The organism is Phytomonospora endophytica (assembly GCF_014202425.1).
GTDB lineage: Bacteria > Actinomycetota > Actinomycetes > Mycobacteriales > Micromonosporaceae > Phytomonospora > Phytomonospora endophytica.
This window is the reverse complement of sequence record NZ_JACHGT010000004.1, coordinates 199,383-216,372: the sequence shown is the minus strand read 5'-3', so window position 1 is coordinate 216,372 and position 16,990 is coordinate 199,383. Positions and strand designations below refer to the sequence as shown.

The window sequence follows — 16,990 nt, the reverse complement described above, 5'->3', positions numbered from 1 at the left end:
CCTAGACCGTGGCCGCCACCTCGGCCTTCGCCACCGCGCGGGACCGGCGGATCAGCAGCGCCGAGGCCGCCAGCATCAGGCCCGACACCAGCCACGCCACCGGCGTGGAGGTCGCCGCGACCAGGATCGGCAGCCCGACGACCCCGAGCGACCCACCGGCCTGCATCGCCAGGGACTGGATCGAGACGACCGTCGCCCGTTCGCTCGCCGAGACCTCGTTGTGCACCAGCTCCGAGCGCAGCGGACCGGTCACGCCCAGCCCGAAGAACATCAGCGCGTAGCCCGCGCCCGTCCCGACCAGGCCCGCCGTGCCGGCCAGTCCCCCGGTCCCCGCGAGGACCAGCAGCCCGCCGCCGCCGACGACCGCGCCGATCGCCGCCGCCCGGACCGGGTTCCCGCCGGCCCAGGTGGTGATGCGGCTCGCCAGACCGGAACCGAGGGCGTTGGCCACGAAACCGATCATGGTGATCACGCCGTACCCGCTCGCCGCGGCGGCCTCGCCGCCGAGCAGGTCGGCCATGCGGCCCGGGGTGAGCAGCTCGACGGAGTCGAGGGCGATGCCGACAATGGCCATGCACGCGATGACCTGGGCGAGGAGCCGATTGCGCAGCCCCAGTCGCACACCGGAGACGATGGTGCCGGGGACGGCCTTGAACAGCTCCCCGAACTTCGGCCGGGCGACCTCGCGGGCCGGTTCGGGCATGCCCAGCAGCGAGACGAGCAGCAGTCCTCCGTAACCGAGGGCGCCCAGCAGGATCGGCACCGACAGCGCCGGAATCGGGGACGACGCGGGGATCACCAGCGGGATCACACCGCCCACGACGGTGCCGACGCCGAGCGTGATCGACCCGATGGAGCTGCCGTAGGACAGGCCCTTGCGGATGTCGCCCTCGCGGTCCACGGCGTGCACGGCGTCGACGTACCAGGCCTCGGCGGGTCCGGACGACAAGGCCCGCGCCACCCCGCGGATCGCGGTGATCGCGACGAACTCCCAGGCCGAGCCCGCGAAGGCCATCCAGGCCAGCCCGCCCACACCCAACGCCGCCGACGTGGCCAGCACGCCACGGCGCCCGATGACGTCGGCGAGCCCGCCGGTGGGCAGCTCCAAAGCGGTCACGACGATCCCGTGCACCAGGAACACCATGCCGATGGTGGCGATGTCGAGCCCCTTGGAACTCATCTGCAGGACCATCACGGGGATGACGAGGCTCGTGCCGAGCCAGCCGAGGCCGGAGATCAGCAGGTAGCGGCGACGCAACGCGGACAGGTCGTTGAGGGACATTTCAGGCTCCATGGGGGTGGTGAAGGGCGGCGTTCATCGCGCGCGGTCGCACCGCGCGTCCTCAGGTGTGGTGGGCCGGTCTAGTTCATGTCGTCATCGACCGGGAAGAGTGCGACGAACAGGCGCACCATCTCGGTGCCCGCCGGTTCGGGACGGCGATCGTGGTACTCGTGGACCAGGGCGGTGATCCGGTCCCGCAGCTCCTGAGCCTCGTCCGGCGTGAGCCGCACGGCGTGGTCGCCGTGCCCGGACACCTCCGCCCACTCGTCGCCCCAGCGCGCCTTCTCGCCCTCGTAGACCGCGGTGGCCTCGACGACGTTGTTGAGCTGCCGACGGTTCATCTCCCGGACGGCCTCGCCGAGCGCGGGGTTCTTCGCCGCCTCGACGTTGCTCCAGCCGGTGTACATGTGCAGGGCCCGCCAGCGCTTGTCGCGCGCGTTGGGCTGCTCGGGGTCGAGTTCGATGAAGCCGAACTTCTCCAGCAGCCGCAGGTGGTAACTGGTCGTGCCCGAACTCTCGCCGAAACGGCGGCCGAGCTCGGAGGCGGTCGCGGGGCCGTCGACGCGCAGCGAGCCGAGCATGCGCGCCCGAAGCGGGTGCGTGACGGCCCTGAGCGCGGCGGCGTCCCCGACGCGGACGGTGGTCGGCTTCTCCATACCGTCAAGGTACACCGCAGAGAGTTTTCTGCAAAGAGAATTCTGCAAAATTCTTTCTGCGATCACGGGCCGGACACGACTGTCAAGATCACGTCAAGATGCGCAACGGCCACGTAGCGAACCCGTCAGCTCCCCTGTACGCGGGCGGGACGGCGACGTTCACTCGCAGACGCGCCCCTCACCGGGGACGCTCCGATCCCCTCGTAGGAGAAGGCGATGCCCGACCTCGTGTACCTGGCCATCACAGCCGTGGGCTTCATAGTCCTGGCGCTCGTGGTGAAGGCGGTGGAGAAGCTGTGAGCGCCGTCAACCTCATCGGCGGGATCATCGCCGTCGGTCTCGCCGCGTTCTGCGTGGCGGCCCTGATCTGGCCGGAGAGATTCTGATGAGCTCGACCACCGCCGGCATCATCTTCATCGTCGCGATGATCGCCGCGATCGTCGCGGTCCACAAGCCGCTCGGCGACTACATGCACCGCGTCGTGACCCGCGAGAAGGACCGCGCCGTCGAGCGCTGGATCTACAAGCTCGTCGGCGTCAAGTCCGACGTCGAGCAGACCTGGGGCGGCTACGCCCGCAGCGTCCTCGCCTTCTCCGCGATCTCGATCTTCTTCCTCTACGGCTTCCAGCGCCTCCAGGAGCACCTGCCCCTGAGCAACGACATGGTCGGCGTCCCCGCCGCCCTCGCCTGGAACACCTCGGTCAGCTTCACCACCAACACCAACTGGCAGGCGTACTCCGGCGAGGCCGCCATGGGCCACCTCGTCCAGATGGCCGGCCTCGCGGTGCAGAACTTCGTGTCCGCGGCCGTCGGCATCGCCGTGGCCGTCGTGCTCGTGCGCGGTTTCGCCCGCAAGCTCACCGACAAGCTCGGCAACTTCTGGGTCGACATCGTCCGCATCTCCATCTGGGTGCTCCTGCCGATCTCGATCATCGCGGCAGCCGTGCTGATCATCGGCGGCGCCGTCCAGAACCTCGACGCGGGCACCGCGAGCGACACGCTCAACGGCGCCGGGCAGACGATCACCGGCGGCCCCGTGGCCAGCCAGGAGGTCATCAAGGAGCTGGGCACCAACGGCGGCGGTTTCTACAACGTCAACAGCGCCCACCCCTTCGAGAACCCGACCTCGTGGACGAACTTCATCGAGATCTTCCTGATCCTGTGCATCCCCTTCTCGATGCCGCGCCTGTTCGGCCGACTCGTCGGCGACAAGCGCCAGGGCCTCGCGATCGCCGCCGTCATGGCCGTCATGGCGATCATCAGCGTCGGACTGATCTTCGGCTTCGAGAACTGGGCGGACGGCACCGTCCCCTCCGCCGTCAGCGCGGCCATGGAGGGCAAGGACGTCCGTTTCGGGATCCCCAACTCCGCGACCTTCGGCGCCATCACGACGCTGACCTCGACCGGGGCGGTGAACTCCTTCCACGACTCCTACACCGCCATGGGCGGCGGCATGACGATGATCAACATGATGCTCGGCGAGGTCGCGCCCGGCGGCGTCGGAGCGGGCCTCTACGGCATGCTCATCCTCGCCGTGATGACCGTGTTCATCGCCGGTCTCATGGTCGGCCGCACCCCCGAGTACCTCGGCAAGAAGATCGGCGCCCGCGAGATGAAACTCGCCTCGCTGTACTTCCTGACCACACCGTTCCTGGTGCTGGTGGGCACGGCGACGTCGATGTCGTTCACCGAGAACCGCGAGTCCATGCAGGAGGCGGGCCCGCACGGCCTGTCGGAGATGCTCTACGCCTTCACCTCGGCGAGCAACAACAACGGCTCGGCCTTCGGCGGCTTCAACGCCAACACCGACTGGTACAACACCGCCCTCGGCCTGTGCATGCTCTTCGGCCGCTTCCTGCCGATCATCCTCGTCCTCGCCCTCGCCGGCTCCCTGGCCAAGCAGCGCCGCATACCGGCATCGGCGGGCACACTCCCGACGCACAAACCCCTGTTCGTCGGAATGGTCGTGTTCACGACCCTCATCCTGGTCGCCCTGACCTTCCTGCCCGTACTGGCGCTCGGCCCCATCGCCGAAGCACTCTTCTAAGGACTCACCGGATGTCAAACCTGGCAACGGTCGCGCCGAAGACCCGCAACGGGCTGCTCGACCCCAAGCAATGGCTCAAGTCCACTCCCGACGCGCTGCGCAAGCTCAACCCCAAGACCCTGTGGCGCAACCCCGTCATGTTCATCGTCGAGATCGGTGCGCTCTTCACCACCGTCCTGGCGATCGTCGAACCCAGCACCTTCGCCTGGATCATCACCGTCTGGCTGTGGCTGACGGTCCTGTTCGCCAACGCCGCCGAGGCGATCGCCGAAGGGCGCGGCAAGGCGCAGGCCGACAGCCTCCGCAAGGCCAAGACGGACACCGTCGCCTACCGCCTGACCGCACAGAAGGAGGAGGTCACCTCACCCGGCGCGGCGGTCACCGAGGTCGCGGCACCGCAGCTCAAACGCGGCGACCGGGTCCTGGTCAAGGCCGGGCAGGTCATCCCCGGCGACGGCGACGTCGTCACGGGCATCGCCAGCGTCGACGAGTCGGCGATCACCGGGGAGTCCGCGCCGGTGATCCGCGAGTCCGGAGGCGACCGATCGGCCGTCATGGGCGGCACGAAGGTCCTGTCGGACTGGGTCGTCGTCGAGATCACCCAGAAGCCCGGCGAGAGCTTCCTGGACCGCATGATCGCCCTCGTGGAAGGCGCCAACCGGCGCAAGACCCCCAACGAGATCGCGCTGAACATCCTGCTGGCGGCACTGACGATCATCTTCCTGATGGCCGTGGTGACGATGCAGCCGCTGGCCATCTTCTCCAAGGAGTACATGGCCGCCGCGCGCGACAGCGCCGTCATCGACGGCGACGGCGTCACCGGGATCGTGCTGATCTCGCTGCTGGTGTGCCTCATCCCGACCACGATCGGCGCGCTCCTGTCGGCGATCGGCATCGCGGGCATGGACCGCCTCGTCCAGCGCAACGTGCTCGCCATGTCGGGCCGGGCCGTCGAGGCCGCCGGGGACGTCAACACGTTGCTGCTCGACAAGACGGGCACGGTCACCTACGGGAACCGGCGCGCGAGCGAGTTCCTCTCGGTCCCCGGCGTCGCCGCCGGGCACCTGGCCGACGCGGCGCAGCTGTCCAGCCTCGCCGACGAGACCCCCGAGGGCCGCTCGATCGTCGTGTTCGCCAAGGACACCTACGGCCTGCGCGAGCGTTCGGCTGGCGAACTGTCGCACGCGACCTGGATCGAGTTCACGGCGCAAACGCGGATGTCGGGCGTCGACCTCGCCGAGGAGCAGGGCCTCCACCGCATCCGCAAGGGCGCGGCGGGCTCGGTCGTCGACTGGGTCACCGAGAACGGCGGCGCCTCGGGCGACCGCGTCCAAGAGCTGGTCGACCGCATCTCCAACGCCGGCGGCACACCCCTGCTGGTCGCCGAGCACAAGGCCGGTCACGCCGCCGAGGTCCTCGGGGTCATCCACCTCAAGGACATCGTCAAGGAGGGCATGACCGAGCGCTTCGCCAAGCTGCGCGAGATGGGCATCCGCACGGTGATGATCACCGGCGACAACCCCCTCACCGCGGCCGCGATCGCCAAGGAGGCCGGCGTCGACGACTTCCTCGCCGAGGCCAAGCCCGAGGACAAGCTCGACCTGATCAAGTCCGAGCAGGAGGGCGGCCGCCTCGTCGCCATGACCGGTGACGGCACCAACGACGCGCCCGCGCTCGCGCAGGCCGACGTCGGGGTGGCGATGAACAGCGGCACCTCGGCGGCCAAAGAGGCCGGGAACATGGTCGACCTCGACTCCGACCCGACCAAGCTCATCGAGATCGTGGCCATCGGCAAACAGCTGCTGATGACCCGCGGCGCCCTGACCACGTTCTCCATCGCCAACGACATCGCGAAGTACTTCGCGATCATCCCGGCGATCTTCGCCGCGCTCTACCCGGGCCTGGACGCGCTGAACATCATGCGTCTGGCCAGCCCGGAGTCGGCGATCATCTCGGCGGTCATCTTCAACGCGATCATCATCGTGCTGCTGGTGCCGCTGGCGCTGAAGGGCGTCGCGTACAAACCGGGCGGCGCCTCCTCGCTGCTCCGGCGCAACCTCCTGATCTACGGCGTCGGCGGCATCATCGCCCCCTTCATCGGGATCAAGCTGATCGACCTGCTCGTCTCTCTCATCCCCGGGATTTCGTGATGCGCCTACCGAACTGGATCTCATCCCACCTCGCCGCTCTACGAGCGATCCTCGTGTTCACCGTCCTGCTCGGCCTGGCCTACCCGCTGCTCATGGTCGCGGTCGGCAAGATCCCGGGCCTGTCCGACAAGGCGAACGGCTCGCTCATCGAGCGGGACGGAACAGTCATCGGGTCGAGCCTCATCGGGCAGTCCTTCACCGACACCGACGGCGACCCGCTCGTGCGGTACTTCCAGTCCCGCCCGTCGGCGGCCGGCGACGGCTACGACCCGCTGTCGACCTCGGCGAGCAACCTGGGCCCGGAGAGCATCGTCGACGAGCTGCCCGACCCGGCCGATCCGGAGTCGGGTTCGGCGAGCCTGCTCACCGACGTCTGCTCGCGCAGCCTCGCCGTCGGCGAGCTGGAGGGTGTCGACGGGTCCCGTCCGTACTGCACGCCCGGCGGTGTCGGGGCGGTCCTCGGGGTGTTCTATTCCGACGGCCTGACCGGTGACGTCACCCGCGTGGTGAGCCTGAACGAGGACTGCGCGACGACGCCGACCCCGTTCACGGCGACCTTCGAGGGTGTGGCGGTCGAGTGCGCGAGGTTCGGTGAGGACTACGCCGAGGCGATCCTGACCCCGGTCAGGGGCGACGCGCCGGACGACCCGGCCGTGCCCGCCGACGCGGTGACGGCCAGCGCCAGTGGCCTCGACCCGGACATCTCCCCCGCCTACGCCGAGCTCCAGATCCCGCGCATCGCCCGCGAGCGCGGGACCGACGAGGCGACGGTCAGATCACTGGTCGACGAGCACACCACGGGCCGTTTCCTCGGCTTCATGGGCGAGCCCGCGGTCAACGTCCTCGAACTGAACCTCGCGCTCGACGAGACGTTCGGCGAGAAGTAGCGACCGGCACAACCGGCATGTACGCACGCGGCCCCGGGACGAAGTGGAGGACCATCATGGGCATGGCTCGTGGTCAGCTTCGCATCTATCTCGGGGCCGCTCCCGGCGTCGGAAAGACCTTCGCCGCGCTCGAAGAGGCGCACCGGCGCGCCGGGCGCGGCACCGACGTGGTGATCGGGTTCGTGGAGACGCACGGCCGGGAGGCGACGGCGGCGCTGGTCGAGGGACTGCCGGTCGTTTCGCGCAAGACGGTCGAGTACCGGGGCGTGGAGTTCAGCGAGTTCGACCTGGAGGCGACGCTCGCGCGGTCGCCGCAGGTGGTCCTCGTCGACGAGCTCGCGCACACCAACGTGCCCGGCGGCGCGCACGAGAAGCGCTGGCAGGACGTCGACGTCCTCCTCGACAACGGCATCGACGTGCTGTCGACGGTCAACGTGCAGCACCTGGAGTCCCTCAACGACGTCGTCGCGCAGATCACCGGCGTGCCGCAGCAGGAGACCGTGCCCGACGAGGTCGTCCGCCGTGCCGACCAGGTGGAACTGGTCGACATGACGCCGGAGGCGCTGCGGCGGAGGATGACGCACGGGAACGTGTATCCGCCGGAGAAGATCGACGCGGCCCTGTCGAACTACTTCCGGATCGGGAACCTCACCGCGCTGCGGGAGATCGCGCTGCTGTGGCTGGCCGACAAGGTCGAGGAGCAGCTGGCGAAGTACCGGCACGACAAGGACATCAGCGACACCTGGGAGTCGCGCGAGCGGGTCGTGGTGGCGCTGTCGGGCGGGCCGGAGGGCGACACGCTGATCCGGCGGGCCGCGCGGATCGCCGCGCGGTCGAGCGCCGAGCTGCGGGCGGTGTACGTCGCCGGGGGCGACGGGCTGGTCGGGACGGGCAGCTCCAAGTACCTCCAGCGGCAGCGGCTGCTCATCGAGAGCCTCGGCGGGACCTACCACCAGGTCGTCGGGAACGACATCCCGCAGGCGATGCTCGACTTCGCGCGCGGGGTGAACGCCACGCAGCTGGTCCTGGGCGCCTCGCGGCGGGGCCGGTTCGCGCAGATCTTCTCGCGCGGTGTCGGGACGACCGTGACGGCGGCGTCGGGGAAGATCGACGTGCACCTGGTGACCCACGAGAAGGTGGGCAGCGGGCGGCGGCGGTCGGCGGCGCAGACGGCGCTGCCGTGGCGGCGGCGGCTGTTCGGGTACATCCTGGCGCTCGCCGGGATGCCGCTGCTGACGACGGCTCTGCTGCCCTTCCGCAACGATCTCTCGCTGACCAGCGACGTGCTGATCTTCCTCAGCGCGACGCTGCTGATCGCGCTCGTCGGCGGGTTCTGGCCGGCGGTGATCGCGGCCGTCGGCGGGTTCACGCTGCTCGACTTCTTCTTCGTGGCGCCGACCGGGACGCTGACGATCGCGACCCGGGAGCACATCTTCGCGTTGCTGGTCTTCGTGCTGATGGCGATCATGGTCGCCACGATCGTCGGGGTCTCGGCGCGCCGGACGGTCCAGGCGACGCAGGCGCGCGCGGAGGCGCAGACTCTGGCGACGCTCGCCGGGTCGGTGCTGCGCGGCCGCAACCCGCTTCAGGCGCTGCTGCACCAGATGAAGGAGGCTTTCGGGCTGACGTCGGTGACGCTGCTGGAGCACGGCGAGGAGAAGGGCGTCGGGCCCGACGAGCGCCGCTCGCCCGGGGACTGGCACGTCGTGGCCTCGGTCGGCGAGCCCTGCCGGAGTCCGGGGGCCGCCGAGACCGACATCCCGATCGGTGAGGACCTGTCGCTGGCCCTGTGCGGGCGGACGCTCCCGGCCGCCGACCGGCGCATCGTCGAGGCCTTCGCGCTCCAGGCCGCGGTCGCGTTGCGGCAGGAGCGGCTGTCGGCCGAGGCGGCGGCGGTGCGGCCGCTGGCCGACGCCGACAAGATGCGCACGGCCCTGCTCGCGGCGGTGTCGCACGACCTGCGGACGCCGCTGGCGTCGGCGAAGGCGGCCGTCGCGGGGCTGCGCAACAGCGAGGCCGTGTTCAGCGAGCCCGAGCGTGAGGAGCTGCTCGCCACCGCCGACGAGTCCCTCGATCGGCTTGGGCGCCTGGTCGCGAACCTGCTGGACATGAGCAGGCTCCAGGCGGGCGTGCTCGGGTCGCTGCCGGTGCCGATCTGGCTGGAGGAGGCCGTGCCGCCCGCGCTGGACGAACTGGGTGAGGCCGCGGCCGGGGTCGGGCTGCGGATCGCCGGGGATCTTCCGGCGGTGCTGGCCGATCCGGGACTGCTGGAGCGCATCCTGGTGAACGTGATCGGCAACGCCCTGCGCTACAGCCCGCCCGAGCGGCCGCCCATGGTGACGGCGAGCGCGTACGCCGGGCACGTCGAGCTGCGGGTGATCGATCACGGGCCGGGTGTGCCGGAGGAGGCGCAGGAGCAGATGTTCACGCCCTTCCAGCGGCTCGGCGATCGCGACAACAGCACCGGTGTCGGCCTGGGGCTGGCGCTGGCGCGTGGACTGGCCGAAGCGATGGGCGGGACGTTGCTGCCCGAGGACACTCCCGGAGGGGGACTGACGATGGTGCTGACTCTGCCGGAGGCGACGGTCGGGGCGGAGGAGTCGTGATCAAGGTGCTGGTCGTCGATGACGAACCCCAGATCCTGCGGGCCCTGCGGATCAATCTGAGCGCGCACGGTTATGACGTGCAGGTCGCCGCCGACGGCGCCGCCGCGCTGCGGTCGGCGGCCGCGGCCGTGCCGGACCTGGTCGTGCTCGACCTGGGGTTGCCGGACATGGACGGGACGGAGGTCATCGGCGGGCTGCGTGGCTGGACCGACGTGCCGATCCTGGTGCTGTCGGGCCGGGCCGGAAGCCCCGACAAGGTCCGCGCCCTCGACGCCGGCGCCGACGACTACGTCACCAAGCCCTTCGACATCGGTGAGCTCCTGGCGCGAGTACGGGCGGTGACCCGCCGTCGCGGCACCTCCGACGAGACGCCGACGGTGTCGATCGGCGACGCGGTCGTCGACCTGGTGTCGCACACCGTGACCCGCGACGGGAAGGAGGTGCGGCTGACACCGACCGAGTGGCACCTGCTGGAGGTGCTGCTGAGGAACCCGGGGAAGCTGGTGAGCCAGCGCCAGCTGCTGCACGACGTGTGGGGTCCTACGTACGAGCGGGAGACGAACTACCTGCGGCAGTACCTCGCGCAGTTGCGGCGGAAGCTGGAGACGGACCCGGCGCGACCGCGGCACCTGTTGACGGAGCCGGGGATGGGGTATCGGTTTCGGCCTTAGGTGGGCGTGGGGCCCTGGAAGTTGTGCTGTGCCGTTGAAAACTGCGCACAGCACAACTTCGGACGGACATGGCAGCGCGAAGAACACCTGAAGGGTCAGCCGAGGAGATCGCCGAACTCCACGAGCGTTTTGGAGGCCGCGTTCGGCATGCAACGCCGCCGAGTCTCGACGGACGCTGCCAACCCTAAGCAGGCTGCTCCACGGACTCGAAGCAGATGGTGAGCCTGCGGTCGAACGCCGTGGCGAGGCGCGACAGCACCGGCAATGTGGGAGTGGTGCCGCCCAGCTCCATGCGGGCAACGGCGGACTGGGTCATCTCGGCACGCTCAGCGAGCTGCGACTGGCTCCAACCGTGCTCAAGGCGGAGGCGGCGGACCTCGATACCGAGCTCGTAGGCGAGTTGCGCGGCGCGGTATCCCTCCTGCGTTTTCGGGTCGGTCATCGCACGGTCACGGACGTCCTCCCACCTGCTGTGTTCAGCCATGCACCGACTCCTCATCCACCGTGTGTCCTTCACGTTGACACTTTTCCAACGCGCGTATCGCCCGTTCGACTTCGGCTGTTTCTCGGCGGGCCTGCTTCCGAAACACCGTCAGCAAGATGATCCTGCGTCCGGTTGCGATCCAATATGTGACTCGGACGTCGCCCGTCACGAGACAGAAGCGGAGTTCCCGCAGCTTTCCCGCGAGCTGCTTGCTGTGCGGCTCACCCAGCAGGACCCCTTCCGCCACGAGACGCTCGAAGTGGAAGATCACTCGTCCCCGCTCGTGGGGCGGCAATGCGAGAAACCATGCTTCAACCTCGGGTTCGAGTTCAAGAGTACCCCAATCCATACCGTCAACGCTATAGATCCACACGGCCCGCACCCGCCCCGCCACACCCGAACAACTGTCCGAAAGCAGACTCCCCACCCCACCGTGCAACCCTCTCCCCATGCCCCACTCCCAACCCAAGCGCGACCTCACCCCCGAGCAGTTCGCCGCCGTGCTCGGCGACATGCGCCCCACGTCCGTGGTCCCGGTCGACGCGGGCTCGTACAACACGCTCCACATCGTGACCCTCACCGACGGCACCCGCGTCGTCGTCAAGGTCCCGCCGGATCCGGCGCTGCCGTGCCTGCGTTACGAGCGGGGCATCCTGCGCGGCGAGGCCGACTTCTACCGCCACGCCGCCGCCGTCGGCGTCCCCGTGCCCGACGTCGTCCGCGCCGACCTCGACCACGGCACGCTCCCCGGTGGGTACCTCGTCATGTCCGAGATCCCCGGCGTGTCCTGGGACCGGGCGGAGGTCACCACCGAGGAGCGCCCGGCGCTGCGTCGCGAGCTCGCCGCCCATGTCGCGGCCCTGCACACCGTGACCGGCCCGGCCTACGGCTACCCCGGCGAGGGCAGCGGCCCACTCGCGGCGAGCTGGCGCGAGGCCTTCACCGCCATGATCGCGGCGATCCTCGCCGACGCCGCCGACCACGCCGCCCCGCTCCCCCTGCCGCTCGACGAGATCCGCGCGGCCTTCGACGGCAACGCGTCCCTCCTCGACGCCGTCACCCGCCCGGCCCTCGTCCACTTCGACCTGTGGGACGGCAACATCCTCGTCCACGACGGCGGCATCGCCGGCCTCATCGACGGCGAGCGCATGTTCTGGGGCGACCCGCTGGCCGACTTCGCGTCCCTGGCGCTGTTCGGCGACATCGAGGACGACGCCGACTTCCTCGCCGGGTACGCCGAGGCGGGCGGTGCCGTCCGCATCGGACCGGGCGAGCGTCGCCGTCTCGCGCTCTATCGCGCCTACCTGTACCTGCTGATACTCGTCGAGTCGGTGCCGCGCGGCTATCCCGAGGCGGACGCCGAGGGCATGCGCGAGTTCATGAACCCGCACCTGGTCAAGGCACTGGACGCGTTCAGGTGAGGGCGCCGGCGACGTAGGCCGCGGCCTCGGCGAGCAACGCCTGGTCGTAGGCCGCGTCCCGGGTCTCCCTGCTCGTCATGATCCCGATGACCAGCGGCTCCCCCGACGGCGGCCACGCGACGGCGAAGTCGTTGGCGGTCCCGTAGTCGCCGGTCCCGGTCTTGTCGGCGACGATCCAGTCATCGGGCAGTCCGGCGCGGATGCGTTCGTCACCGGTCAGGTTGCGTTTGAGCAGATCCACCAGGAAACCGCGCTTGTCGACGGGGAGGGCCTCCCCCAGCACGATCCGCCGCAGGTCGCCGGCGTAGGCGCGCGGTGAGGTCGTGTCGCGCGGGTCGCCGGGGGTCGCCTCGGTGATGTCGGGCTCGGTCCGGTCCATCCGGAAGACCTCGTCGCCGAGGCCGCGCACATAGGCGGTCAACTCGGCCGGGCCGCCGAGGTCGCGTAGCAGGAGGTTGCCGGCGGTGCCGTCGCTGTAGCGGACCGCGGCGTCGCACAGGTCGCGGATCGTCATCCCGGTGGAGACGTGCTTCGCGGTGATCGGGGCGTGCTTCATCAGGTCGGCCTCGCCGTACTTGACGACCGTCTCCAGGTGCGACAGGGGATTGCGCGCCAGCACGGCCGCTGCGGCGAGGGCCTTGAAGGTCGAGCAGAAGGCGAAGCGCTCGTCGGCCCGGTGCTCGACGACCGCGCCCGACCCGATGGCGAGGGCGTGGACGCCGAGGCGCGCGCCGAACCTCTCCTCCAGCGCGCTCAGGTTCGGATCGGGAGGGGCGGCCGACGCCGACGCCGATACCGGCCGCTCGGGTTTCCCGTTCTTCGCGCATCCCGCCAAGGGGAGCAGCACGGCGGCACCGAGGAGCGCGCGTCGGGTGATGATCGGTCGCATCGTCGTCATCTTCGTTTTCTACCCGAATCGGCGCGAAAAGTGGGCAAGCGCGACGGTGATCCGGTCCTCGGCGAGGATCACGTGCCCGTTCCGTCCACTAGGGACAACGGTCGTGGCGGGGAGGCGTCATCATGCCCCTCATGACGACCAGTGTCGCCGACCGCCCCGCCCCGCCTCCGTTCGCCGCACGGCCCGTCCTCGCCGTGGCCGCCGTGCTCGCCGTTGTGCTCACCGCCCTGTCGGGGCGTTACGGCTTCCATCGTGACGAGCTGTACTTCCTCGCCGCGGGAAAGCATCCCGCCTGGGGCTATGTCGACCAGCCGCCGCTCACGCCGATGCTCGCCCGCGCGTCGACCTGGATCTTCGGCGAGACTCCCCAGGGCCTTCGCGTCACCGCCACCCTCGCCTGCGCCCTGATGGTCGTGCTCACCGCGCTCCTGGCCCGCGAGTTCGGCGGCGACCGTCCCCAGCAGACCTTCGCGGCGGTCGCCGCCGCCGTGTCGGGCTTCGTGATCGCCGTCGGCCACATGGTCTCCACCAGCACCTTCGACCTGCTGTTGTGGCTGGTGCTGATCTGGATCGCGGTCCGGCTGCTGCGCGGCGGCGACGGGCGCTGGTGGCTCGCGGCGGGTGCGGTCGCCGGGATCGGCGTGCTCAACAAGTACCTGATCGCGCTGCTGGTCCTCGCGCTGCTCGCCGGAATCCTCGTGACCGGACCGCGCCGGGTACTGCGCGGCCCGTGGATCGTCGCCGGGGTCGCCGTGGCGGCGCTGATCGCGGCCCCGAACCTGTGGTGGCAGGCGGCCCACGACTGGCCCCAGCTGACGGTCGCCTCCGGGATCGGCTCCGACGACGGCGCGGAGAACCGGATCATGTTCGTCCCGCTCCAGTTCCTCTACCTGTCACCGCTTCTCGTGCCGGTCTGGATCGCCGGTCTCGTACGGCTCTGGCGCGCACCAACACTGCGCTGGGCCCGGCCGGTCGCCGTCGCCTACCCGGTGATGTTCGCCCTCACGCTCGCCGGGGGCGGCAAGGGCTACTACGTCCTGCCGATCCTGCTGGCCCTCACCGCCGCCGGAGCCGCGCCCGCCCTCGCCTGGGTGAAGAACACCGGACGACGCGCGTCGCTCACCGCCGCCGTGGTCGTCGCCGGGGCCTCCTCGGCCGTGGTCTCGCTGCCGGTGCTGCCGCCCGCCGCGCTCGGCGCCGTCAACGGGATCAACGCCGAACAGGGCGAGCAGGTCGGCTGGCGCGAGCTGGCCGAGGCGACCGCGGAGGTCTGGTCGCGCTCGAAACCGCCGGTGGTGTTCACCCAGAACTACGGTCAGGCGGGCGCGATCGCCCGGTACGGTCCCGAACTGGGTCTTCCCGAGCCCTATTCGGGCCACATGTCCTTCTATGACTGGGGTCCACCGCCCGACGCCGCCGGCGGCGTGGTGATCCTCCGCCAGAAAGGCGGCGACACGGCCGCGTTCGCCCCGTTCTTCACCGGCTGCGTCCTGGCCGCGACCTTCGACAACGGCTTCGGTGTCGACAACGAGGAACAGGGCGCCGAACTGTGGACCTGCACGGGCACCACGCGACCGTGGTCGGTGATCTGGCCGGAACTCCGACGCTATTACTGAGCCGAAAAGGCTCGTGTCAAGGCCCGTTTCGATGCTTGCCTACCGCCGGAGCGCTTGGAATAGTAGGAATCCTTCACCCAGTTCTCATCTCCCGTTAGGAAGCCACATGAGCAAGTCCGTGTCCCGGCGTGTGGTGCTCGCCGCCGGCCTGGCCGCCGCGGCGTCCACTGTGGCCGTTCCCGGCGTCGCCGCCGCCGACGGCGCCGACCACGAGCCGCCGGACAACCCCGTCGACTTCCGCGCGTGGAGTTCGGTCGCCGACTGGCACCGCGGCCGCACCGACGGCGTCAAGGCCTCGGGCCACGGCCGCGACGGCATCCGCCTCGGCCGGCCCGCCGGGACGGTCGACTACACCGATCCCCACACCGGCACCACCGCCGCCTGGGAGTACGGGACGTGGACCGGTCCCTGGCACGAGCTGCGCTTCGGCGCCAGCGAGCTGGTCCCGTCGTGGAACGCCGACACGCCCGCGGGCACGTGGATCCAGGTCGAGCTGCTCGGCCGCTACCAGGACGGCGGGCTGACCCCCTGGTACGTGATGGGCCGCTGGGCCGCCGGGGACGCCGACATCCGGCGCACCTCCGTGGACGGCCAGGGCGACCCGCGCAGCACGGTCTACACCGACACCTTCTCCATCGACGACCCCGACGCCAACCGGCTCACCGCCTACCGCCTGCGCGTCACGCTCTACCGCAGGCCCGGGGCCGAGGCGTCGCCGAAGGTGTGGCGCGTCGGCGCGATGGCGTCCCACGTGGAGGATCGCTTCGAGGTGCCCGCCTCCGCTCCCGGTGAGGCACGCGGGATCGAACTGGCCGTGCCGCGTTTCTCGCAGAACACGCACATCGGGCAGTACCCCGAGTACGACAACGGCGGGCAGGCCTGGTGCAGCCCGACGTCGTCGACGATGATCCTCGGTTACTGGGACCGCTACCCCACCGCCGAGGACACGTCGTGGGTCAACCCCGACTTCGACGACCCCGAGGTCTGCCACGCGGCCCGCTTCACCTACGACTACCAGTACGAGGGCTGCGGGAACTGGCCCTTCAACGCCGCCTACGCCGCCACCTACGAGGACATGGACGCGATCGTCACGCGACTGCGTTCGCTGTCCGATGTGGAGCGGTTGATCAAGGCCGGCATCCCGGTGATCACCTCGCAGTCCTTCCTCAAGGAGGAACTCGACGGCGCCGGTTACGGCACCGCCGGGCACCTGATGACCGTCATCGGCTTCACCGCCGAGGGCGACGTCATCGCCAACGACCCGGCCTCGCCGAGCAACGAGGCCGTCCGGCACGTGTACAAGCGGCGCCAGTTCGAGAACATCTGGCTGCGCACGAAGCGCTACAACAGTTCCGGCGGCGTCAGCAGCGGCTCGGGCGGTGTCGTCTACCTGTACAAGCCGACCCGCGAGAAGTGGCCGAAGCTCACCGACCGGCACGCCGAGGTCTGGGGCGACTAGCCGTGCACCGGCGGCCGTCGCCTCAGCGGCGGCCGCCCGGCGCGGTGTCTCACATCGTGTTGACGATCAGGCCGATGTGCGTGAAGTAGTTCAGCGCGCCGAAGAGCAGGAACGCCAGGCCCGTCAGCGTCCAGCACAGCCAGACGAGCTTGACCAGGCCCGCGCTCCATTTGCGCAGCGCGAAGGGCAGCAGGACCGCGCCGAGGCCGACGACGAAATACAGGCCGGAGATGAAGACGGCCTCGATCATCGGGTAGTCGGCGAACTCGCCGGAGATCGGTTCCTCCGGCGGCGCGGCGAAGAGCTTGTACTTCACGCCCGCCGCGGCGATCCCGAAGCAGGCGAGGCCCATGCCGAGGACGAAGACCGACAGCGGCCCGGCGAGACGCCGGACGTGACCGATCCGGTCGGGCGATTCGGCCAGGGCCATGCCCCGTTTCCACAGGTACAGCGCGGCCGCCAGCAGCATGACGCCGAAGGCGAGGGCCGGTTCCCCGAAGATGACGTTGTCGAAGGGGAAGCCCCCGGCGGCCAGCGGCCACGTCAAGGTCATGTGCAGGCCCGTGCCGGTGAGGATCGCCCCGACGACGCCGAAGGCCAGCGCGAAACCCTCGACCGGCAGGGCGGTCTCGGTGTCGGCGAGCCGCCGGCCGAACGCCGCGACCAGGAGCAGTCCCGCCCCGGCCGCGACGGCCATGACGGTGTTGTACGTGGGCATCGACGCCCAGTCGATCTTGAGACCTTCGGCAAGCATGACGTCCCCCCGTCGTTCAAGCCGATCTTGCCGAAACCCGCCGCCGCGCGACGGGCTTC

At 70.0% G+C, this 16,990-nt stretch carries 15 protein-coding genes; 9 read left to right on the top strand and 6 right to left on the bottom strand.

Annotated elements, in window-relative coordinates; all coding sequences use genetic code 11:
• Nucleotide 1: 1 nt before the first annotated feature.
• Both HNR73_RS10280 and HNR73_RS10275 read right to left on the bottom strand, forming a co-directional pair.
• Nucleotides 2–1,282, bottom strand: a complete 1,281-nt coding sequence (locus tag HNR73_RS10280) for an MFS transporter (RefSeq protein ID WP_184787127.1) — start codon at nt 1,280–1,282, stop codon at nt 2–4.
• Nucleotides 1,283–1,362: 80 nt separating this feature from the next.
• Complete coding sequence (locus HNR73_RS10275) at nt 1,363–1,938, bottom strand: winged helix-turn-helix domain-containing protein (RefSeq protein ID WP_184787126.1); 576 nt, start codon at nt 1,936–1,938, stop codon at nt 1,363–1,365.
• 296 nt (nt 1,939–2,234) lie between these two features.
• Between HNR73_RS10275 and kdpF the strand changes: the two genes are divergently transcribed.
• From kdpF to HNR73_RS10245, 6 genes are all read left to right on the top strand, one after another.
• Complete coding sequence (gene kdpF / locus HNR73_RS10270; RefSeq protein ID WP_184787125.1) at nt 2,235–2,324, top strand: K(+)-transporting ATPase subunit F; 90 nt, start codon at nt 2,235–2,237, stop codon at nt 2,322–2,324.
• Entirely contained in the window at nt 2,324–3,985 is a 1,662-nt protein-coding gene (kdpA, locus tag HNR73_RS10265) for a potassium-transporting ATPase subunit KdpA (protein ID WP_184787124.1), read from the top strand. The genes kdpF and kdpA overlap by 1 nt, the downstream gene beginning before the upstream one ends.
• An 11-nt stretch (nt 3,986–3,996) precedes the next feature.
• On the top strand, nt 3,997–6,135 hold the full coding sequence (gene kdpB / locus HNR73_RS10260) for a potassium-transporting ATPase subunit KdpB (protein WP_184787123.1): 2,139 nt from the start codon (nt 3,997–3,999) through the stop codon (nt 6,133–6,135).
• Nucleotides 6,135–7,022 (top strand): potassium-transporting ATPase subunit C, encoded by an 888-nt coding sequence (locus HNR73_RS10255; protein WP_184787122.1) that lies wholly within the window; start codon nt 6,135–6,137, stop codon nt 7,020–7,022. Before kdpB ends, HNR73_RS10255 begins: the two co-directional genes overlap by 1 nt.
• 62 nt (nt 7,023–7,084) lie before the next feature.
• On the top strand, nt 7,085–9,628 hold the full coding sequence (locus HNR73_RS10250) for an ATP-binding protein (protein ID WP_184787121.1): 2,544 nt from the start codon (nt 7,085–7,087) through the stop codon (nt 9,626–9,628).
• Nucleotides 9,625–10,299 (top strand): response regulator, encoded by a 675-nt coding sequence (locus HNR73_RS10245; protein WP_184787120.1) that lies wholly within the window; start codon nt 9,625–9,627, stop codon nt 10,297–10,299. Before HNR73_RS10250 ends, HNR73_RS10245 begins: the two co-directional genes overlap by 4 nt.
• Nucleotides 10,300–10,483: 184 nt before the next feature.
• On the opposite strand, the gene HNR73_RS10240 is transcribed toward HNR73_RS10245, so the two are convergent.
• Nucleotides 10,484–10,783: a helix-turn-helix domain-containing protein gene (locus HNR73_RS10240; RefSeq protein ID WP_184787119.1), complete on the bottom strand. Its 300-nt coding sequence runs from the start codon at nt 10,781–10,783 to the stop codon at nt 10,484–10,486.
• Nucleotides 10,776–11,132 carry a type II toxin-antitoxin system RelE/ParE family toxin gene (locus HNR73_RS10235; protein ID WP_184787118.1) on the bottom strand — a complete coding sequence of 119 codons (357 nt, stop codon included), beginning with the start codon at nt 11,130–11,132 and terminating at the stop codon, nt 10,776–10,778. Before HNR73_RS10235 ends, HNR73_RS10240 begins: the two co-directional genes overlap by 8 nt.
• 100 nt (nt 11,133–11,232) lie before the next feature.
• On the opposite strand from HNR73_RS10235, the gene HNR73_RS10230 reads away from it, so the two are divergent.
• A complete protein-coding gene (locus HNR73_RS10230) occupies nt 11,233–12,204 on the top strand; it encodes a phosphotransferase family protein (RefSeq protein ID WP_203686158.1) in 972 nt (323 codons plus the stop codon).
• On the opposite strand, the gene bla is transcribed toward HNR73_RS10230, so the two are convergent.
• Nucleotides 12,197–13,093 (bottom strand): class A beta-lactamase, encoded by an 897-nt coding sequence (bla, locus tag HNR73_RS10225; RefSeq protein WP_373316611.1) that lies wholly within the window; start codon nt 13,091–13,093, stop codon nt 12,197–12,199. The genes HNR73_RS10230 and bla overlap by 8 nt on opposite strands.
• A 140-nt stretch (nt 13,094–13,233) precedes the next feature.
• Here bla and HNR73_RS10220 point away from each other — a divergent pair, with 140 nt between their 5' ends.
• A complete protein-coding gene (locus tag HNR73_RS10220; protein ID WP_184787116.1) occupies nt 13,234–14,718 on the top strand; it encodes an ArnT family glycosyltransferase in 1,485 nt (494 codons plus the stop codon).
• Between the two features lie 106 nt (nt 14,719–14,824).
• Entirely contained in the window at nt 14,825–16,177 is a 1,353-nt protein-coding gene (locus HNR73_RS10215) for a C39 family peptidase (protein WP_184787115.1), read from the top strand.
• Nucleotides 16,178–16,226: 49 nt separating this feature from the next.
• Here HNR73_RS10215 and HNR73_RS10210 read toward each other — a convergent pair whose 3' ends face one another.
• Nucleotides 16,227–16,931 carry a DUF981 family protein gene (locus HNR73_RS10210; RefSeq protein WP_184787114.1) on the bottom strand — a complete coding sequence of 235 codons (705 nt, stop codon included), beginning with the start codon at nt 16,929–16,931 and terminating at the stop codon, nt 16,227–16,229.
• Nucleotides 16,932–16,990: the final 59 nt, after the last annotated feature.